This window comes from Pseudarthrobacter xylosi, assembly GCF_055412765.1.
On the sequence record NZ_JBVAYT010000001.1, the window covers coordinates 424,944 to 442,901 of the forward strand.

Sequence of the window (17,958 nt, forward strand, 5' to 3'; positions counted from 1 at the left end):
GCAAGGTTGCAAGATTGGTTTACGGCCAATCCTGCTCCCCCTATTTTCTCCACATTGCCGCAGAGAGGCGGACAACGAAGATGCAAACCCTCAACGCACCTGTTGCGCTTGAATGGACGGTGGCCTCGGCAGCCGTCGCCGGAGGGCTGGCCATGGCAGTGGTCGGCGCCGGCTACGGGCTGACAAACACTTCCGGTGTGGGAGCCGGATTCTTTCCCACAGTGGCCGGGACGCTGATGGCGCTGGCCGGCGTACTGTGGGTCATCCAGCTTGTGGCCGCCCGGCGGACAGCCGTTCCGGTCCACGTTACCGGCGATACGGTGGAGTCCCTGCCGCCGCACCACGAATCAGAATCCGCACTGGTTTCCCTGCTCGATGATGACAACAGCGACGAGCCGGACTCCCCGGATTTCCCGGACCGCCAAGGTTGGGCACGCGTGGGCATCATCTCCGGCGCCATCCTCCTGGCAGCACTGCTGCTCCCCCTGCTGGGCTACACCATCGTGATGACACTGATGCTGGGAACCATCCTGTTCTTCGTCAGCAAGCGGAAGCTCTGGATGGCCGCCCTGGTGGCCGTTGGTTCCGCACTGGCTTCCCGCCTGGTCTTCGAGGTCTGGCTGGGAACGGCACTGCCGACGGCCAGCATCGACTTCCTCGCAGGACTGGGGCTGTAGCCGTGGGATTCGATCAGCTCCTGGGTGGCCTGGCCACCGTTTTCACCCCTGAACACCTCCTGTTCGCGCTGCTGGGCTGTGTGCTGGGCATGCTCGTGGGAGTCCTTCCGGGCTTCGGGCCGGCTGCCGCCGTCTCTCTCCTCATCCCGGTCACCTTCGGCCTTGATGCCACCTCCGCCATCATCATGCTGGCCGCCATCCTGTACGGCGCGGCCTACGGCGGAACCACGACGGCGGTCCTCCTCCGCATTCCCGGCGAGGCGTCCTCCATCGCCACCACACTCGACGGTTACCAGATGGCCAAGCAGGGACGCGGCGGTCCCGCCCTGGTGATCGCGGCGCTAGCCTCCTTCGTGGGCGGCCTGGTCGGCGTCATCGGCTTCGTGGTGGTGGCACCGTTCAGCCGGCTTGCCCTGGAGTTCGGTGCCCCCGAACTGTTCCTGGTCTCCCTCCTGGGCTTCGCGCTGATCACCAGCTTCGCCGGCTCCAACCCCGCCAAAGCCCTGCTCAGTGCCGCGGCCGGACTGGGCATCGCCACCGTCGGTGTGGATTCGGGCGTCGGCATCGCCCGCTTCACCTTTGACATGCCTGAACTGTTCGACGGCCTGGGCCTGGTGGCGATCGTCATGGGCGTCTTTGGCCTCAGCGAAGTCCTGGGCCAGGCCCAAAAAGGACCGCTGGGTGTCCCGAGCCCCCTCAAGGTTGCCAGGCTCCTGCCCACCCGCACGGACCTGCGCCGCTCGGCCTTCCCGTCACTGCGCGGATCTGTCATCGGATTCTTCATGGGCCTCCTCCCCGGTTCACCCGGTGCTGCAACCTCACTGGCCTCCTACGCCGCCGAGAAGCGGATCTCCAAGCGCACCAAGGAATTCGGCAAGGGCGCCGTGGAGGGCATCGCCGGGCCGGAAGCCGCCAACAACGCGCTTGCCGTCTCGTCCATGATCCCGCTGTTCACCCTCGGCATCCCCACCTCCGCCACCGTGGCCATCATGGCCGGCGCGTTCACAATGAACGGCCTGATCCCCGGGCCGCTGCTGTTCCGCGACAACCCCGACGTCGCCTGGGCCATCATCGCCAGCCTCATCGTGGGCAACTTCATCCTGCTGGTACTCAACGTCCCGCTGGCCCGGGTCTGGATCGCGGTCCTGAAGGTCCCGTTCCACTACCTCATGGCCGCCATCCTGGCCTTTATGTTTTTGGGCACCTACTCCATCAACGGCAGCGCCTTCGACATCCTGATCATGCTGGGCGCCGGCATCCTCGGCTACATCTTCCAACTGGTCAAGGTGCCGCTCACCCCGCTGGTCCTGGGGCTCATCCTGGGCCCGCTGCTGGAAGAGAATTTCCAGCGGTCGCTGGCTCTCTCGCGCGGCGATTACAACGTGTTCCTGCAGGGCCCCATCAGCCTCACGCTGATCGGCGTCATTGTCCTGGCCATCCTGTTCGGCGCAGTCCGCCCCCTCATTGCTTCCATGCTGAAGAAAAAGACCATCACCCCCATCGCACCAAAGGAGCTTGCGAAATGAAAAAACTCACCGCACTGACCGCCACCGCACTTGCCGCATCAGTTGCCCTGGCCCTCACAGGCTGCGGCGGCCAAGCAGGCAGCAGCACCACCTCCGCGGCCGCGGACTTCCCCAAGGCGGGCGCCACGATCGAGTGGATTGTCCCCTCCGCCGCCGGCGCCGGCAACGACATCCTGGCCCGCATCGTGGCACCGGCCATGCAGGAGGACCTCGGCGCCAACATCAAGGTGGTCAACAAGGAGGGCGGCAGCCAGGTTGTAGGCCTGAACTACGTGGCGCAGTCCAAGGCGGACGGCCTGACGTTCGGCTACACCAACATCCCGTCCATCCTGGGCCGCTACCTGGATCCCAGCAAAAAGGCGGCCTTTGACCGCAGCAGCTTCACGCCCATCGGCTCCTTCGCCACCAACTCCGTGGTGATCGGCGTCAACAAGGACAGCAAGTACAAGACCATCAAAGAACTGTTCGACGCCGTCAAGGCTGAGCCCGGCAAGATCACCGTGGGCACCGACTCCCGTGCCGGTGACGACCACATCAACCTGCGCCTCCTGGAAAACCAGCTGGGCCTGGACTTCAACATCGTGCATTACAACAGCGGCGCGGACAAAGTAGCGGCCATCGTCTCCGGCGAGGTGGACTTCGCCCTCGGCGGCGTGTCCAGCTTCTTCGGCCAGTACAAGTCCGGGGACATCAAGCTCCTGACCGTCATCGAGGACAACGCCAGCCCGTTCGTTCCGGATGTTCCCACGATGAAGAGCGCCGGCTATGACGTCAAGCCGATGGCCAGCAACTTCGCCCTCTCGGTCCCGTCCAAGACGCCGAAGGAAGTTGTGGCAAGGCTCGAGTCTTCACTGAAGAAGGCTGCCGAGACAGCTGCCGTGCAGGACAAGCTCAAGGGCGCGGCGACGCAGCCCACCTGGGTCCCGGCCGCCGAGGTCAGCAAGATGTGGGAAGAGCGCGAAACCCTGATCAAGCCGGTCATCGATGAACTCCTGAAACAGCAGTAACCATGGACACCACCAGAAAGGCCGGCGACACCATGCACGCAGAACACACCCCTCCCCTCTCCACGGCTGAGCTGGTGCGCCGCCTGGCAGCCATCCCGGCGGCCAACATCGGCGACGCCCAGGAACGGATCGGCGTGGCGTCCGCCCTGTCGCCCAGCTGGCCCGGCGCCAAGCTCGCCGGACCCGCCTACACGGTGTGGACCCGCCCGGGTGACAACCTCTACATCCACAAGGCCCTCGACGAAGCCCAGCCGGGAGACGTGATCGTGGTCAACGGCGGCGGGGACCAGTCCCGCGCCCTGATCGGCGACATGATCGGCCTCCGCGCCAAGAACATGGGCCTGGCCGGCTTTGTGATCGACGGCGCCGTCCGGGACGCCGACGCCCTGGCGGACTGCGGGCTGCCGGTCTTCGCCCGCTCGGTCACCCCTGCCGGGCCATACAAGTTCGGCCCGGGCCGGCTGCAGATCCCGGTGGCGATCGACGGCGTCGTGGTTTCCCCCGGAGACATCGTGGTGGCGGACGCCGACGGGGTCGTAGTGGTCAGGCGCGACGAGGCCGAACAGGTCCTGGCCGAGGCGGAAAAGATCGAGGCGAAGGAAGCGGCCAAGCGCATCTCTTTCGAGGGCGCCTCCGTCTGACCCGCTGACACAGTCCTCCGGTCCAATGGCTGGCTCAACCACGGTTGGGCCGGCCATTGCGCTGCCCGGGCTGGGCTGACCCGTCTCCGGGTCGTTTCACAGGCGGCGCACATCCTCGGCAAATCGAAGCGATAGCTTGGTTGCCTACAAATGAGGCATGACTCCTCTCCAGAACAAACCACGCAAGGGCAGCCGCGTCCGGCGCGCCGTCGTCGCCGGGGCCGTGGCCTTCACCCTTTCGGCAGGTGGTGCCACGGCCTGGGCGCTGGACCGTTTTGTGGTCCAGCACGTGGAAATCGCGGACGTCTCCGCGTATCAGGCCAGCCAAACGGGAACCAGCCAGGGCACGACGGCGGCCACCACCAGCGATTCCGCCGCCACCGCCGTCACCACAGCCACGTCCCACGTCTCGGACAGCTCGAACATCACCATCTCCACGGTGACCACCGGCAGCGGCGACAGCACCGTCACCTACTACGTTGCCGACGTCGTGCTTGGCGACGCCACCACCCTCCGGTCAGCCTTCGCCAACAACAGCTTCGGCGAAAACATCACCGAAACCACCTCGGAAATCGCGGCGGCAAACGACGCCAGTTTCGCCATCAACGGCGACTACTACGGCTTCCGCGACACCGGCATTGTGATCCGCAACGGCGTGGTGTTCCGCGACGACGGCGCCCGCCAGGGCCTGGCCTTCTACCGCGACGGCACCGTCCAGGTTTACGACGAGACCACCACCACCGCCGAGCAGCTCGTGGCCGACGGCGTCTGGAACACCCTGTCCTTCGGCCCGTCCCTGCTGGACAACGGGGAAGTGGCCGCGGGCATCGAGGACGTGGAGGTGGACACCAACTTCGGCAACCATTCCATCCAGGGCGAACAGCCGCGCACCGCCGTCGGCGTCGTCGACGAGAACCACCTGGTGTTTGTGGTGGTGGACGGCCGCAGCCCCGGCTACAGCGCAGGCGTGACCATGACCGGACTGGCGGAAATCATGCAGGGCCTGGGCGCCACCACTGCGTACAACCTCGACGGCGGCGGCTCGTCCACCATGTACTTCAACGGCGGACTGGTCAACAACCCGCTGGGTGAAAACAAGGAACGCGGCACTTCCGACATCCTGTACATCGCGGAGTAGGGCCCGCCATGATCATCCTGATCCCGGCCTACGAGCCGGACCGGCAGCTGCCTGCCCTCATCCGTTCCATCCGCGACGCCGAGCCGTGGGCCACCGTGGTGGTGGTTGATGACGGCAGCGGGCCTGGGTACAAGGACGTGTTCGACGGCGTCAGGGCACTCGGGTGCCACGTCATCGGGTATTCCCACAACCGGGGCAAGGGCTTCGCGCTGAAGACCGGGTTCGGGTTCATCGCTGACCACCTCCCGAACCGGAACGTGGTGTGTGCTGACAGCGACGGCCAGCACACCATCGCGGACATCCTCCGCGTGGCGGCAGCGGTGCGGCCCGGTTCGCCGGCCATGGTGCTGGGAACCCGGAACTTCACCGGCAACGTCCCGGCCCGCAGCAAATTCGGCAACAGCGCCACCCGGCTGCTGTTCCGGCTGGCCACCGGCGAGCGCATTTCCGACACCCAGACCGGCCTCCGCGGCTATCCGGCAGCCATGCTCCCGTGGCTGCGGTCCGTCCGTGGGGAGCGGTACGAATACGAGCTGAACCTCCTGCTGGAAGCCAAGCCGGCCGGCTATGCGATCAACACGGTGGACATCGCCACGGTGTATCTGGACCACAATTTGGGGTCGCATTTCCGGCCGGTGGCGGACTCGGTCCGCATCTACGCGCCGCTGCTGAAGTTCCTGGCGTCCTCCTTCACGGCGTTTCTCGTGGACACCGTGATGTTCCTGCTCCTGTCCCTGGCCGCCGACTCGCTGCTGCTGGCAGTGGTGGGGGCCCGGGCCGTGAGCTCGGTGGTGAACTTCGTCGTCAACCGGCGGGTGGTGTTCGAGCACGGCCGGGACAGGCCCGCCGCCGCTGCCGGCCTGCGCTACTTCGGTCTGGTTCTTATTCTCCTTGCGGCCAACTATGGCCTCATCTCAGCCCTGGAGGCGCTCTCCGTTGCAGCGCTGCCGGCGAAGATCGTGGCGGAAATCGCGCTGCTGGCCGTCAGCTATGTGGTGCAGCAGCGGTTCCTCTTTTCCCGGCGCACGGCCGGGAGCCCTACGCGGGAGGCTGAGAATCAGTCTCCGGCTCTGAGCCGCGGCCACCACCCCGGGACATTACGCCGGTAGTCGAGGTCTTATCCGGTGGTGGCCGTCTTCTCGGCGTAGGAGGTGGCCTGGCGGCGCACCTGGTCCACGTAGGAGTCGGACTGGTTGTAGGAGTAGATGGCCGCAGTCCATCCGTTCGCGGCGGTGAGGTCGCGGCCATGGGCGCATAGGTAGCCGGCCGCGCTAAGTGCGGCATCGTCGATGTTGAAGGGATCCGCTTCGCCGTCACCGTTCCCGTCCCGTCCCGCGAGCTCCCAGGTGGAGGGAATGAACTGCATGGGTCCAACAGCACGGTCCCATGCAGCGTCGCCATCCAGGACGCCGGCGTCGGTATCAGCAATGACGGCAAATCCGTTGCCGTCCAGGCTCGGGCCGACAAGTGGCCCGCTCGCCTGCCCTGCGGCATTCAGGCTTCCGCCGCCGTATGCTCCGTGGTGGGATTCGACGAAGCCAACTGCCGCCACCGTATTCCAGCCGATCCCACACGCCGGAGCGGAATGATTGGCCGCGCTAGCCGCACCCACGTAGGCCCGCAGGGCGCGGGCAGGTATGCCGGTTTGAGCGGCAGCCTGGATGAGCCACTCGGCGTCCGCGTTCCGGGTGACATTGACGGCGGTGGTAAGGCCGGTGGAGAGCGTTTCGAGTTTCGCCTCAGCCCGTGGCGGAGGAGGAAGAGCCCCGCGGGAGTCCGCGCCGGACGGTCCGAATGCCCAGAATGCCACCGCGGTGATGACGCAGATCGCGAACACGCAGAAAACCGCAAGGCGTTTAAGTCGGAGCACGGGTCTGATCCTATCGATCGAAGTCCGCCAGGAGGAACGGCGGCTGCACGACACCCGGGAAACAGCAGCCGGGCGCCCAGCCCGCACTCATATTCGGGCCTGGGTTCCGTCACAGCACCTGCACAGTTTGGCCGTGGATCGTAGAAAACAGCCCACCAACAGATTCCGGAGAATCCCGATGACTTCCCTCATTTTCATTGCCGCAGACCTCGCGGCCATCACCATCCTCACCTTCGTCCTCTACCTCCGCCGCCACCGCCGCCGCGACCTGGTGGTCTCGTACCTGGGCATGAACGTGGGTGTCCTGGCAGTGGCCACCGCACTCTCCGGTTCAGCTGCGGGAATCGGCCTGGGACTTGGTCTCTTCGGCGTCCTGTCCATCATCCGGCTCCGCTCCACCGAGCTGGCCCAGCACGAGGTGGCCTATTACTTCTCGGCCCTGGCGCTGGGCCTGATCGCGGGCCTCGGCATCGAACCCGTCTGGCTGACCGCCTCGCTGATGGGCCTGATCCTGCTGGTGATGTTCGTCGGCGACCACCCCCGTGTCCTGCCCGCCCACCGGCACCAGCTGGTCATCCTGGACCGGGCGCTGGCGGAGGACGGCGAACTGTACGCACGGCTCGAGGAAGTCCTGCAGGGCAAGGTCCACTCCGCCACCGTCCAGGAACTTGACCTGGTCAACGACAAAACCATCGTGGACGTCCGGTACGCCTACACTCCCCGCATCGTCCAGCCAGCCGCTCACACCACCATCTCAGCCATCACGACGGCGGCACCCCGGCACGCTGAGCCGGCACCCTTCGCGGCCACTCCCGACCGTGCGGCCACCCCCGTCCACGCCTCGGCTGGTGCGGCATGAGCGCCCCCGCCGGCGCCGGCGTCGTCAGCAGCCTCAGCGGACTGCCGGCCGTGGGGCTGGACGAACTGAACGCCGAAGCCGCGCTCCAGACCCGGGTGGACCGCAAGTACGTGGTCCCCGAGGACCTGGCCCAGGCGCTCCTGGCCACGTTCGACGCCGAGGTCCGGGTCCTGGAAATGGACGGCTCCCGCTGCTTCGCTTACGACTCCGTCTACTTCGACACCGCGCAGCTGGACAGCTACCTCCTCGCCGCCCACGGCCGCCGGCGCCGCTACAAGGTCCGCACCAGAACGTACGTGGACAGCGCCATCAGCTTCCTGGAGGTCAAAACCGAAGGCGCCCGCGAAGCCACCGTCAAGGAACGCATCCCCTACGAACTCACGGACCGTTCCCGGCTGACGGCCGAAGGCCTGGCCTACGTCCACGAAACCCTCGCCGCCGCGGTGGGCGGAGCGCCTGCCGGAGCCCTCGGGCCGGTCCTCGAAACCCGCTACCGCCGCACCACCGTCTACCTGCCGGAATCCGGCAGCCGGGCCACCATCGATACCAACGTCACCTGGCAGCGCCCCGGCGGGCAGGCCTGGGTCCTGGACGGCGCCGTGATCCTCGAAACCAAGTCCGGCTCCGCGTCCGGCCCGCTGGACCGGCACCTCTGGGCCCACGGGATCCGGCCTTCCCGGATCTCCAAGTTCGCCACCGGCATGGCGGCGCTCTGCCCGGAACTGCCGGCCAACCGCTGGAACCGCACGCTCCGCCGCACCATGAACCTCCGCCCCGCCGCCTGACCCCCTCCCCCTGACTTCGAAGGAACGCACCATGAACCGCTTCCGCACCGCCCTGTCCGTCACCGCCCTCGCCCTCGCCGTTGGGCTGGCCGGCTGCTCCGCCACCGGCACCGCCGGCACGGGAACCTCCATCACCGGGACAACCTCTACCTCCTCCGGCACTTCCAACTCGTCCACGACGTCCGGCACGGCCCAGGCCGCTGTTTCCCTGGACACCCTCGCCGCCGACACCCACTTCGACGCCGATGACCTCACCTGGGATGCGGCCGCCGAAGTAGCCGTGACCCTGGCGGACAGTGGCAGCAAAGTAGCCTCCGGAACGTCGTCGGACGCTGTAAAGGTCGACGGCGACACCGTCACCATCAGCGCGGCCGGCACCTACCGCCTGAGCGGGTCGCTGTCCGACGGCCAGGTGGTGGTGGCCGCCGGCGAGGAAGATGTGGTGCGCATCATCGTGGACGGCGCGGACATCTCCAGCTCCACCGGCTCGCCGTTTGTGGTGCAGAGCGCCAACGAGGCGATCGTGTTCCTTGAGGACGGCACGTCCAACTCCCTGAGCGACGCGTCCACCTACACGGACACCGCGGAGGGCGCCCCGAATGCGGCGCTCTACTCCCAGGCGGATCTGACCATCGCCGGCACCGGCTCGCTGAGCGTGGACGGCAACTTCAACGACGGCATCTCCTCCAAGGACGGCCTGGTGCTGGCCGCCGGCAACGTCACCGTGAACGCCACCGACGACGGCATCGTGGGCAAGGACTACGCGGTCCTGCTCGACGGCGCCTACCAGGTCACCGCCGGCGACGACGGCTTCATGTCGGACAACGAGGAGGACGAAGGCCGCGGCTGGGTCCTCATCAACGGCGGCACCCTGAACGTCAGCGCGGCGGACGACGGCATCAAGGCCTTCAACACCCTCACCATCGCGGCCGGCGTCACCACCGTGGCCAAGTCCGAGGAAGCCCTGGAAGCCCAGCACATCAAGATGTCCGGCGGCACGGCCAACGTCACCGCCAACGACGACGGCGTGAACGCCTCGGGCGGAGCCTCCACCTCCACCTCGGCCCAGGGCGGGATGGGCGGCGGCATGGGCGGCGGTGAAACGGTAGGCGACTACACGGTGGAAATCACCGGAGGCTCGCTGACCATCAACTCGCAGGGCGACGGCCTGGACTCCAATGGCAACGCCAGCATCTCCGGCGGCACCGTGGTGGTCAACGGCCCTACCAACTCCGGCAACGGGGCCCTGGACGTCAACGGCGAGCTGACCGTCACCGGCGGCACCGTGGCGGCGGCCGGGAGCGTGGGCATGGTGGTCACCCCGGGCACCTCCTCCACGCAGTCCGGCGTGCAGGTCACGCTGGGATCCACGGTTCCGGCAGGCACGGTGGTGCAGATCGCCGATTCCGCCGGGAACGTGGTCAGTGCCTTTGTAACCACCAAGGCGACGGCGTCCCTGGTGTTCTCCTCGGCCGCGATCACTGAAGGCGAGGAATACACGGTCTACACCGGCGGCACGGCCACGGTCAGTGCCGGCGTGGGCGAAGGGTCCCTGGACGGTGCCGAACAGGAAGGCACCGTGACGGCCGGCGAGTACACCGCAGCCCAGGGCCCGGGCGGCGGTGGCTTCGGCGCCCGCCCCTGAAACGCTCTCTCACTTAACGGAGGGTTTCGACCGATGCTCTCTCACTTTTCTCAAGAAAGTGAGAGAGCGTTCCGGAATAAGCACCATTTAGTGAGAGAGCGTTCTGTCTGGAACCCGGATATCGGCGCATACTTGAACGCACCAGCAGCCACGGCCTTGGGAGGACACCATGAAGTTTCTCGGAGCACTGATTATCATCTGGCTGATCATCGGAGGAATAGCAGCCTGGCAGCGCGGTTACTTCGGCGGGGCACCCGGGTCCTGCGCCCAAGCCGGAACGGTGGCCGTGACCATCGTCGCCGGGCCCTTGAACTATGTGGGCGTCAACCCGCAGATCGCGTGCGACCTGCCCCAACCTTCCCAGTAGCCACATCCTTGGTGCCGCGGCCGGCGGTCCCTAGAGTAGGGAATGCCGGGCGCCCGCTTTACTTGCGCCCGAAACTGATTCCGAAAGCTTCGAAAGGACCGCCGAGATGGCATTCGTCACCGTTGGAACCGAGAACAACACCGATACCGAGCTCTATTACGAAGACCACGGGAGCGGCCAGCCGGTTGTCCTGATCCACGGCTATCCGCTGGACGGATCCTCCTGGGAAAAGCAGACCACCGCCCTCCTGGAGGCCGGCTACCGCGTCATCACCTACGACCGCCGGGGCTTCGGCAAATCCACCAAAACCACCAGCGGCTACGACTACGACACGTTCGCCGCCGACCTCAATACCCTCCTGAACAGGCTGGAAATCCACAACGCCGTACTGGTGGGCTTCTCCATGGGCACCGGCGAGGTTGCCCGCTACCTGAGCACGTACGGTTCGGCCCGGGTGGCCCGCGCAGCGTTCCTCGGATCCCTGGAACCCTTCCTCCTGAAAACCGATGACAACCCGGACGGCGTTCCGCAGGACGTCTTTGACGGGCTGACCGAAGCCGTCACCGCGGACCGGTACGCGTTCTTCACGGAATTCTTCAAGAACTTCTACAACTCGGACACGTTCCTGGGCACGCCGCGGCTCAGCCAGGAAGTCGTGGACGCCAGCTGGAGAATCGCAGCGGGATCCGGCGCCACCGCCTCAGTCGCCGCGCAGCCCACATGGCTCACCGACTTCCGCGGGGACATCCCCCGGATCGATGTCCCCGCGCTGATTGTCCACGGCACGGCGGACAACATCCTGCCCATCGATTCCACCGGGCGCCTCTTCGCCAAGGCCTTGCCCAGCGCCGACTATGTGGAGATCGACGGCGCCCCGCACGGCCTGCTGTGGACGCACGCCGCGGAAGTCAACGAAGTCCTGCTCGCCTTCCTGAAGAAGCAGACCGGATAACAAAAAAGAGTGGAGGGCTAGGCGTTTCGCCTGGCCCCTCCACTCTTTTATGGCTTAGTCAGCTCAAGCCCTGGCAGCCTTGCCCGGCAGCGCCAGCTTGAAGATCTTCCCCCAGGTCGATCCCACCTGCTTCAGCAAGGGGCCCGTGGTGTACTTCAGGCCGTAGCGCTGGCAGATTTCGCGGACCAGCGGTGCAACCTCGGCGTACCGGTTGGACGGCAGGTCCGGGAAGAGGTGGTGCTCGATCTGGTGCGACAGGTTGCCTGTCATGAGGTGCATGAACTTGGAGCCCGAGATGTTGGCTGAGCCGATCATCTGGCGGACGTACCAGTCACCGCGGGTTTCGCCTTCCACCATTTCCTCGGTGAAGGTGTCCGTACCCTCCGGGAAGTGGCCACAGAAAATCACGGCGTGGGCCCAGACGTTGCGGATGGCGTTGGCGGCCAGCGTGCCGTAGAGGGCCTGTTTGCCGGAACCGGTGAGCATGGCGACGGCCGGAGTGGCGGCGTAGTCCTTGGTGAACTGGGTGATCACCTTGCGGCCCAGGGCCTTGAGGTCCTTGTTCAGCGCTTCCTTGGACTTCTTGCCTTCCTTGTAATCGGTCAGCTCGAGGTCGTAGATGGCAATGCCCCACTCGAAGATGGGTGCCAGGATGGCGTTGTACAGCGGGTTGCCCAGGTTCATGGGAGTCCACGGCTGACTCTCGTCCATGCGCAGGAGGTTGTACCCGACGTCGTTGTCCTTGCCCACCACGTTTGTCCAGCGGTGGTGCAGGTCATTGTGGGTGTGCTGCCAGGAGCGCGACGGGGTGACGAAGTCCCACTCCCACGTGGTGGAGTGGATGTCGGGGTCCCGCATCCAGTCCCACTGGCCGTGCAGGACGTTGTGCCCGATCTCCATGTTTTCGAGGATCTTGGCGAAGCTCAGCAGCGTGGTGCCGGTGACCCAGGCTGCCTTGTTCTTGCTGACCAGGAGTGCGGCGCGGCCGGAAATCTCCAGCCCGCGCTGGATCTTGATCATGCGCCGGATGTAGGCGGCATCGGAGGCTCCACGCTTCGCGAGGATGTCATCGCGGATCGCGTCGAGTTCGCGGCCCAGCTCAGCTACCTGTTCGTCGGTAAGGTGCGCTGCGGCAGGAGGGCGGACCGAAGGGCTGCCGGACTCGGCCAGCGCTCCGGGGCGCGTCTTTGCCGCTCCGGTGGGGGCGGTGTTGGTGTCGGAGACTTTCTTGCTTTCTGAAACTACTGACATGCGGTATTGCTCCTCAGAGTTCGAGGTTGACGGGTCCGGCGGCTGCCGAGACACACGTTTGGATTAGTTGGCCGGGTTCGCCGTGGACCTCGTTGGTGCGAAGGTCACGGACCTGTCCGGCCAGGAGCGGAGTCAGGCAACTGTGGCAGATTCCCATCCGGCAGCCGCTGGGCATCAGCACCCCGGCGTCCTCGCCGACGTCGAGCAGCGGCGTATCGCCGTCGGCGTCAATTTCCCGGTCCGACGCCTCAAAGGTGACCAGGCCGCCGTCGTGCCCTACACCTCCGGCGAACGTGGTGTTGAACCGTTCAATCATCAGGTTGCCGGGATCGCCGGCAAGCGCAACATCGGAGCCGGGGGCGCCGGCGGTGAGGGACGCCTGCTTCCACAGGGCCTCGGCGTCGTCCAGGAAGCTGTCCGGGCCGCAGGCGTAGGCGGCACGCTCTTTCCAGTCCGGGCAGATCGCATCGAGCTCGGCCGTGTTGGTCAGGTCCATCCGGCCCTGTTCGCCGGTGTACCAGTGGGCCAGGCGGAAGTTCGGGAACTGGTCAGCCAGTTCGGCGAGTTCCTCGCGGAAGAGGCTGTCGCCCGGCGTGCGGGCCGAGTGCACCAGGACGACGTCGGCATCCGGGCGGCGGGGAACAAGGGTGCGGATCATGGACATCACCGGAGTGATGCCGCTGCCGGCGGTGACCATCAGGAGCGGCCTGGGGTGCTCGGGCAGGACGAAGTCGCCTTGCGGCGGTGCCAGAAACAGGACGTCACCGGGTTTGGTGGTCCGCACCAGGGTTCCGGAAACAGCCCCGACGTCGGTGACGGTGATGGCGGGGTCCTTGCCGGCGGGCGCACTCAGCGAATACGAACGCCAGTGGCGGACGCCGTCCAGCTCGACGCCGATACGCGCCCACTGGCCAGCCAGGTGCGAATGCCAGCCCCGGCCGGGACGGAAGAAGATGGTGGCGGACTGCGCCGTTTCCTGGACCACACGGGTCACCACTCCACGCAGCTGGCGCGCGGAGAAGACAGGGTTAAAGAGCGCCAGAATATCTTCCGGTGCCAATGGCGTGGTCAGTACGGATGCCGCCTGTGCCAGCTGACGTAGCCGGATCATGCAGTAATACCTAAAGCGGCGCGAGCCATATTTCTCTCTCCTGACCGTTCCGCAGTCACGCAGTAATCATGGGCGCAGTGCCCCCAAAGCCCGCTACAAGCCTAACGGCTGTGGCTTCTGGATGGTTCCTTAAGCAATAATAGTAAGGAAGCTGATCAATTTCCACCTCGGATCACCGGAAAGGACGAGCCCGACGGGGGCGGTTTTCAGCGGGAGTCGCGTTCCTCGAATTCCTCATCCAGGTCGTGGTGCCGGAATTCGGTCTCGGGGTTCGGTTCACCCTCGGCCACGTACTCGTAGTCCAGTTGGCGCTGTACCTGGCTGTCCAGTACCTGCAACTCCTTGTCCGGAACCGCGGATAGATCGTCCGGGAATTCGTCGTCGGGTGCGAGGTGTAGCTTCTCGGACATGCTGAGCCCTCTCTAGGCCGTGAGGAATAACCGGGCCTCAATGGCCCGCACCTTCTCAGGATATTCCCTTCCGGGCTGATCACCCAGCGGAATCGGCGCCGGATCAGGAACGTGACGGACTCCAGCCGACGGCGGGCGCAATGTACCGGGCGATGTTGCCCAGCATTTTGGCGTTGAACTCCACGCCCAACTGGTTGGGCACAGTCACCAGCAGCGTGTCTGCGGCCTGGACCGCGACGTCGGCTGCCAGCTTCTCGGCGAGGACGTCCGGGGCGCCGGCATAGGTTTTGCCAAAGCGTGCCGTCAGGCCGTCGATAACGCCTACCTGGTCCCGGCTGTCCCGCAGCGCACTGCCGGCAAAATACCTGCTGTCCTCGTCGTCGACGATCGGCAGGATGCTCCGGCTAACGGAGACCCGCGGCTGGCGGCTGTGTCCTGCCGCCGCCCAGGCGTCCCGGAAGAGCTGGATCTGCTCCGCCTGTAGCTGGTCGAAGGGGACTCCAGTGTCCTCGGTGAGCAGTGTGGAGCTCATCAGGTTCATGCCCAGTCCGGCCGCCCACACGGCGGTGTTGCGGCTTCCGGCGCCCCACCAGATCCGCTCCGCGAGACCCGGCGACTGCGGCTGGACCGGCAAAAGGCCGGTGGCACCGCCGGCGTAACGCGGTTCTGCCTGGGCCACTCCGGCGCCGGTGATGGCGTGCCGGAACCGGGCTGTATGCCGGCGGGCCATGTCGGCGTCGGCCTCCCCTTCTGCCGGTTTGTGACCGAAAACGGCGGCTCCGTTCCGGGCGGGCTCGGGTGAACCACGGCTGATACCCAGCTGCAGCCTGCCGCCGCTGATCAGGTCCGTGGCCGCGGTTTCCTCGGCCATGTACAGCGGATTCTCGTAGCGCATGTCGATCACGCCGGTGCCGATCTCTATCCGGCTGGTGCGGGCGGCGATGGCTGCCAGCAACGGGAAGGGGGACGCCTGCTGACGGGCGAAGTGGTGCACGCGGAAAAACGCGCCGTCGATTCCGAGTTCCTCGGCCGCCACCGCCAGCTCAATGCCCTGGAGCAGGGCCTCGCCGGCGGTTCTGGTGCGGGAGCCCTGGCCGGGGCCCCAGTGGCCGAAAGAAAGGAATCCGATGCGTTGCATGTACGGCCCAACCTCCCCGCGGCCGGCCGCATTCCCGGCTGGCATGACGAGCCTGCGAGTATTCCTGCTAAAACCGTGGCGATCGCCAAAACGACTCTGCTGTTCGTTCTGGCCGCTGCCGCCGAGATCGGTGGCGCGTGGCTCGTGTGGCAGTCAGTCCGCGAGGGCAAGAACTGGTGGTGGGCAGGGCTGGGTGTCATTGCCCTGGGCCTCTACGGTTTTGTGGCCACCCTGCGGCCGGATGCCCATTTCGGCCGGATCCTGGCCCCCTACGGCGGAGTGTTTGTAGCTGGGTCACTGGCGTGGGGAATGATCTTCAACGGCTTCGCCCGGACCGGTGGGACATTGCGGGGTCCGTCATCTGCCTGGTCGGGGTTGCTGTGATCATGTTTGCCCCGCGGAGGTAGCCCGTACCAGCGGTTGGGAGCACAATTGATCCATCCTTTGGATGTGGATGGTGATCAGCGATGGCCACAATAATTGTGGTGGGGTCCGCCCTTTTTCTGCTCCTTGGCCTGCTGGTGGTGGTGCTGTGGGGAGGCCGCAGCATCCGTGAGCCATCCGCCTCACGACCCCACCCCTCCACGGTCACCGGCGGGCAAAAGTTCCGGACTGACGTGAAACTGAGCGCGCTGCGCCGGTTCTTCTGGTGGGCCAACCTCGTGTCCTTTTCCGCACTGGTCTCGGCGTTGCTTGCCGCCTGGCCCGGCGGGCGGCTGGTCATGCGCATTTTGGCGGACACATCCCACGCTTCCGCACAGGGCCGGCTAACGGAGGCCCAGGCATTCGTGGGAATTCCCAGCGTTGGGGGGACCATGGCCCTGCTGTTCTTCGGTGGCCTGCCGGCCGGCTTCCTTGCCGCGATCCTGTTCCCCCTCGTGCGCCGCTGGCTTCCACGCGGACGTCTCGCCGGACCGTTGTTCGGTTTGCTCCTCCTCGTGTGGGTAGGGTCCTTGATGGATCCCCTGCGCGCGGACAACATCGATTTCAACATCGTTGGACCCGGTTGGCTGTCGGTGGCACTGTATGCCGGACTTGCCCTCCTTCACGGCGCCGTCGTCGCTGCCGCGGCTGGTTGGTGGAGCGAGCGCCTTCCGCTGTGGGGCCCCGGAGCGGCGAAATTCTATGTTCCGTTGCTCGCTGGTGCCATCATGTTTCCACCGTTCGCAGTCCTCGTCGTCATTGGGACCCTCCTCTTGTTCCTCTGGCTGAGCGTCGTTCCGGTTTCCTGGCTGAGATCCGCGCGGCCCCGCCGGACAGTGCCGGCTTGGGTGGGTGCCGGGGCGATAGTGCTGATCAGTGGCGCCGCGCTTCCGGTTTTCATCAGCGCCGTGGTTTCCATCTCGTCCAGGACCGGCTGACGCCAGCGGCTAAATTTTCCCCGCGCCCAGCAACCAGACGCCGCCCGGCGACGCAGTACCGTCGCGCGCGGAAAGATTGCCGAGCGGCTGTTGCCCGGCGGCACCAAGCCGGACCCGCGCTTCACTCTGGCCAATGACGAACCTTCCCCGCTTGGATCCGCACGGCGCTGGCGCTCCTGGCCGGCGGCATCGCCATCGAGGCCTTCACCTCGGACCTGTTCCTGGAACCGGTCCGCAAGAGCCTGGCGGTACTGCTCCTGCTCCTGGGCATGCTGCTGAGCGCCGGCGCCGCAGGGCGCTGGATCCGCGTCGAACGGAGCATGCGCAACAAAACTCCACTCCCGCTGCCGCTGCCGCTCATTGTGCCGCTGCTGGCCGGCGCAGGGGCACTGGCTGCCGCCGTCGTCCTCGTCGTTATCCTCTGGCGTTATCCCGGTGGTCCGCACCAGGTTTCCGGACCCCGGGCCGCACGGGGATCCCGGGCTCCAGCCCGAGCGGACCACGCTGGTGTGGGGCCGGACCATGATGGCGCTGGTGACGGTCAGCGCCATCTTCCTGCGCTGGCTGCCCCACGACGGCATCCCCATCCCGCTGCTTATCGACGTATCCGCGGCCGCAGCGGCGGCCATCTAGCTGACTCAGAGCCGGCGGTACGGCGCCAGCGCGCGGGGAATTTCGCGCGAAAGGGTCGACGCCGATACGGCGCGGTGCTCTGGACCGCCTTTGCGGGTGTTGCGCTGGGCGCGCTCGGCATCGGCGTGGTGCTGGCCGGTTGATTCAGCCACGGAACGTCAGAACATCGGCAGCAGGAAGCCCACGACAAGCGCCACGGCGCCGATCCCGGTGAGCACACGGCCAAGCGCGACGGCGGTCTTCCCCGCCGCCTCGGGCGCAGCGGTCTGCCACTGTGTGGGGCGCTTGGGGTGGTAGTAGATCGGCAGGGTGTCGCCTACGGCCAGGTCTTTGATGTCGTGGGGTGACATCGGGGCGTGGTGGACCTGGTACTTGCGGTCAAACCAGCGGAAGCCCGTTCCGGAAGCGTCCGCGTAGACCACCGCTTCGGCAACATTCCACGGGTGCACAAACCGCCGGAGGATGCCCGAGTAGAACAGCAGGGCAAGCCCCGGCGGAAGGCACAGCCAGGTCATCATTTCCAGGATGGGACCTGCCATTTCAAGCGCAGTGGGCATAGCAATGATGCTACCGGGAGTTGCGACCCC

At 66.2% G+C, this 17,958-nt stretch carries 20 protein-coding genes and 2 pseudogenes; 15 read left to right on the forward strand and 7 right to left on the reverse strand.

Annotated features, from left to right (window positions below; translation table 11 throughout):
• The first annotated feature begins 80 nt into the window (after positions 1 to 80).
• The 6 genes from ACZY1F_RS01995 (at position 81) to ACZY1F_RS02020 (ending at position 6,098) form a co-directional block, all read left to right on the forward strand.
• Complete coding sequence (locus ACZY1F_RS01995; RefSeq protein WP_463939987.1) at positions 81 to 677, forward strand: tripartite tricarboxylate transporter TctB family protein; 597 nt, start codon at positions 81 to 83, stop codon at positions 675 to 677.
• Positions 678 to 679: 2 nt separating this feature from the next.
• Complete coding sequence (locus ACZY1F_RS02000) at positions 680 to 2,203, forward strand: tripartite tricarboxylate transporter permease (protein ID WP_463939988.1); 1,524 nt, start codon at positions 680 to 682, stop codon at positions 2,201 to 2,203.
• The gene (locus ACZY1F_RS02005) at positions 2,200 to 3,210 is read left to right on the forward strand and encodes a Bug family tripartite tricarboxylate transporter substrate binding protein (RefSeq protein WP_463939989.1); all 1,011 of its coding nucleotides are present in this window, start codon (positions 2,200 to 2,202) and stop codon (positions 3,208 to 3,210) included. Before ACZY1F_RS02000 ends, ACZY1F_RS02005 begins: the two co-directional genes overlap by 4 nt.
• 2 nt (positions 3,211 to 3,212) lie before the next feature.
• Complete coding sequence (locus ACZY1F_RS02010; RefSeq protein ID WP_463939990.1) at positions 3,213 to 3,851, forward strand: RraA family protein; 639 nt, start codon at positions 3,213 to 3,215, stop codon at positions 3,849 to 3,851.
• 157 nt (positions 3,852 to 4,008) lie between these two features.
• Complete coding sequence (locus ACZY1F_RS02015) at positions 4,009 to 4,989, forward strand: phosphodiester glycosidase family protein (RefSeq protein ID WP_463939991.1); 981 nt, start codon at positions 4,009 to 4,011, stop codon at positions 4,987 to 4,989.
• A gap of 8 nt (positions 4,990 to 4,997) precedes the next feature.
• Entirely contained in the window at positions 4,998 to 6,098 is a 1,101-nt protein-coding gene (locus ACZY1F_RS02020) for a glycosyltransferase family 2 protein (protein WP_463939992.1), read from the forward strand.
• Positions 6,099 to 6,106: 8 nt separating this feature from the next.
• Here the strand turns inward: ACZY1F_RS02020 and ACZY1F_RS02025 are convergent, their stop codons facing one another.
• Entirely contained in the window at positions 6,107 to 6,859 is a 753-nt protein-coding gene (locus ACZY1F_RS02025) for a lytic transglycosylase domain-containing protein (protein ID WP_463939993.1), read from the reverse strand.
• Between the two features lie 178 nt (positions 6,860 to 7,037).
• Here ACZY1F_RS02025 and ACZY1F_RS02030 point away from each other — a divergent pair, with 178 nt between their 5' ends.
• The 5 genes from ACZY1F_RS02030 (at position 7,038) to ACZY1F_RS02050 (ending at position 11,467) form a co-directional block, all read left to right on the forward strand.
• Positions 7,038 to 7,718, forward strand: coding sequence for a DUF4956 domain-containing protein (locus ACZY1F_RS02030; protein ID WP_463939994.1), 681 nt, complete (start codon positions 7,038 to 7,040; stop codon positions 7,716 to 7,718).
• The gene (locus ACZY1F_RS02035; RefSeq protein ID WP_463939995.1) at positions 7,715 to 8,503 is read left to right on the forward strand and encodes a polyphosphate polymerase domain-containing protein; all 789 of its coding nucleotides are present in this window, start codon (positions 7,715 to 7,717) and stop codon (positions 8,501 to 8,503) included. Before ACZY1F_RS02030 ends, ACZY1F_RS02035 begins: the two co-directional genes overlap by 4 nt.
• 31 nt (positions 8,504 to 8,534) lie before the next feature.
• On the forward strand, positions 8,535 to 10,148 hold the full coding sequence (locus tag ACZY1F_RS02040; RefSeq protein ID WP_463939996.1) for a carbohydrate-binding domain-containing protein: 1,614 nt from the start codon (positions 8,535 to 8,537) through the stop codon (positions 10,146 to 10,148).
• Positions 10,149 to 10,317: 169 nt separating this feature from the next.
• Positions 10,318 to 10,515: a hypothetical protein gene (locus tag ACZY1F_RS02045; protein ID WP_463939997.1), complete on the forward strand. Its 198-nt coding sequence runs from the start codon at positions 10,318 to 10,320 to the stop codon at positions 10,513 to 10,515.
• Between the two features lie 106 nt (positions 10,516 to 10,621).
• The gene (locus ACZY1F_RS02050; protein WP_463939998.1) at positions 10,622 to 11,467 is read left to right on the forward strand and encodes an alpha/beta fold hydrolase; all 846 of its coding nucleotides are present in this window, start codon (positions 10,622 to 10,624) and stop codon (positions 11,465 to 11,467) included.
• 63 nt (positions 11,468 to 11,530) lie between these two features.
• On the opposite strand, the gene ACZY1F_RS02055 is transcribed toward ACZY1F_RS02050, so the two are convergent.
• From ACZY1F_RS02055 to ACZY1F_RS02070, 4 genes are all read right to left on the reverse strand, one after another.
• Positions 11,531 to 12,718, reverse strand: a complete 1,188-nt coding sequence (locus ACZY1F_RS02055) for a fatty acid desaturase family protein (protein ID WP_463939999.1) — start codon at positions 12,716 to 12,718, stop codon at positions 11,531 to 11,533.
• 13 nt (positions 12,719 to 12,731) lie between these two features.
• A complete protein-coding gene (locus tag ACZY1F_RS02060; protein ID WP_463940000.1) occupies positions 12,732 to 13,829 on the reverse strand; it encodes a ferredoxin reductase in 1,098 nt (365 codons plus the stop codon).
• Positions 13,830 to 14,035: 206 nt separating this feature from the next.
• Complete coding sequence (locus tag ACZY1F_RS02065; RefSeq protein WP_463940001.1) at positions 14,036 to 14,239, reverse strand: hypothetical protein; 204 nt, start codon at positions 14,237 to 14,239, stop codon at positions 14,036 to 14,038.
• Positions 14,240 to 14,342: 103 nt separating this feature from the next.
• Entirely contained in the window at positions 14,343 to 15,377 is a 1,035-nt protein-coding gene (locus ACZY1F_RS02070) for an LLM class flavin-dependent oxidoreductase (RefSeq protein WP_463940002.1), read from the reverse strand.
• 144 nt (positions 15,378 to 15,521) lie between these two features.
• On the opposite strand from ACZY1F_RS02070, the pseudogene ACZY1F_RS02075 reads away from it, so the two are divergent.
• From ACZY1F_RS02075 to ACZY1F_RS02090, 4 genes and pseudogenes are all read left to right on the forward strand, one after another.
• Positions 15,522 to 15,784 (forward strand): annotated as a pseudogene (locus tag ACZY1F_RS02075) (YnfA family protein).
• 60 nt (positions 15,785 to 15,844) lie between these two features.
• Positions 15,845 to 16,738, forward strand: a complete 894-nt coding sequence (locus tag ACZY1F_RS02080; protein WP_463940003.1) for a hypothetical protein — start codon at positions 15,845 to 15,847, stop codon at positions 16,736 to 16,738.
• 13 nt (positions 16,739 to 16,751) lie between these two features.
• Positions 16,752 to 17,166: pseudogene (locus ACZY1F_RS02085) on the forward strand (YidH family protein); the annotation flags it as partial.
• A gap of 7 nt (positions 17,167 to 17,173) precedes the next feature.
• Positions 17,174 to 17,371: a DUF202 domain-containing protein gene (locus ACZY1F_RS02090; protein WP_463940004.1), complete on the forward strand. Its 198-nt coding sequence runs from the start codon at positions 17,174 to 17,176 to the stop codon at positions 17,369 to 17,371.
• A gap of 5 nt (positions 17,372 to 17,376) precedes the next feature.
• Here the strand turns inward: ACZY1F_RS02090 and ACZY1F_RS02095 are convergent, their stop codons facing one another.
• On the reverse strand, positions 17,377 to 17,523 hold the full coding sequence (locus ACZY1F_RS02095; protein ID WP_463940005.1) for a hypothetical protein: 147 nt from the start codon (positions 17,521 to 17,523) through the stop codon (positions 17,377 to 17,379).
• Positions 17,524 to 17,529: 6 nt separating this feature from the next.
• Positions 17,530 to 17,928, reverse strand: a complete 399-nt coding sequence (locus ACZY1F_RS02100; protein ID WP_463940006.1) for a hypothetical protein — start codon at positions 17,926 to 17,928, stop codon at positions 17,530 to 17,532.
• Positions 17,929 to 17,958: the final 30 nt, after the last annotated feature.

Excerpts from the sequence above, each read along its gene's own strand:
- ACZY1F_RS01995 (WP_463939987.1), top strand. The coding sequence starts at position 81 with ATGCAAACCCTCAACGCACCTGTTGCGCTTGAATGGACGGTGGCCTCG.
- ACZY1F_RS02005 (WP_463939989.1), top strand. The coding sequence starts at position 2,200 with ATGAAAAAACTCACCGCACTGACCGCCACCGCACTTGCCGCATCAGTT.
- ACZY1F_RS02010 (WP_463939990.1), top strand. The coding sequence starts at position 3,213 with ATGGACACCACCAGAAAGGCCGGCGACACCATGCACGCAGAACACACC.
- ACZY1F_RS02015 (WP_463939991.1), top strand. The coding sequence starts at position 4,009 with ATGACTCCTCTCCAGAACAAACCACGCAAGGGCAGCCGCGTCCGGCGC.
- ACZY1F_RS02020 (WP_463939992.1), top strand. The coding sequence starts at position 4,998 with ATGATCATCCTGATCCCGGCCTACGAGCCGGACCGGCAGCTGCCTGCC.
- ACZY1F_RS02030 (WP_463939994.1), top strand. The coding sequence starts at position 7,038 with ATGACTTCCCTCATTTTCATTGCCGCAGACCTCGCGGCCATCACCATC.
- ACZY1F_RS02035 (WP_463939995.1), top strand. The coding sequence starts at position 7,715 with ATGAGCGCCCCCGCCGGCGCCGGCGTCGTCAGCAGCCTCAGCGGACTG.
- ACZY1F_RS02040 (WP_463939996.1), top strand. The coding sequence starts at position 8,535 with ATGAACCGCTTCCGCACCGCCCTGTCCGTCACCGCCCTCGCCCTCGCC.
- ACZY1F_RS02045 (WP_463939997.1), top strand. The coding sequence starts at position 10,318 with ATGAAGTTTCTCGGAGCACTGATTATCATCTGGCTGATCATCGGAGGA.
- ACZY1F_RS02050 (WP_463939998.1), top strand. The coding sequence starts at position 10,622 with ATGGCATTCGTCACCGTTGGAACCGAGAACAACACCGATACCGAGCTC.
- ACZY1F_RS02055 (WP_463939999.1), bottom strand. The coding sequence starts at position 12,718 with ATGTCAGTAGTTTCAGAAAGCAAGAAAGTCTCCGACACCAACACCGCC.
- ACZY1F_RS02060 (WP_463940000.1), bottom strand. The coding sequence starts at position 13,829 with ATGATCCGGCTACGTCAGCTGGCACAGGCGGCATCCGTACTGACCACG.
- ACZY1F_RS02065 (WP_463940001.1), bottom strand. The coding sequence starts at position 14,239 with ATGTCCGAGAAGCTACACCTCGCACCCGACGACGAATTCCCGGACGAT.
- ACZY1F_RS02070 (WP_463940002.1), bottom strand. The coding sequence starts at position 15,377 with ATGCAACGCATCGGATTCCTTTCTTTCGGCCACTGGGGCCCCGGCCAG.
- ACZY1F_RS02080 (WP_463940003.1), top strand. The coding sequence starts at position 15,845 with ATGGCCACAATAATTGTGGTGGGGTCCGCCCTTTTTCTGCTCCTTGGC.
- ACZY1F_RS02100 (WP_463940006.1), bottom strand. The coding sequence starts at position 17,928 with ATGCCCACTGCGCTTGAAATGGCAGGTCCCATCCTGGAAATGATGACC.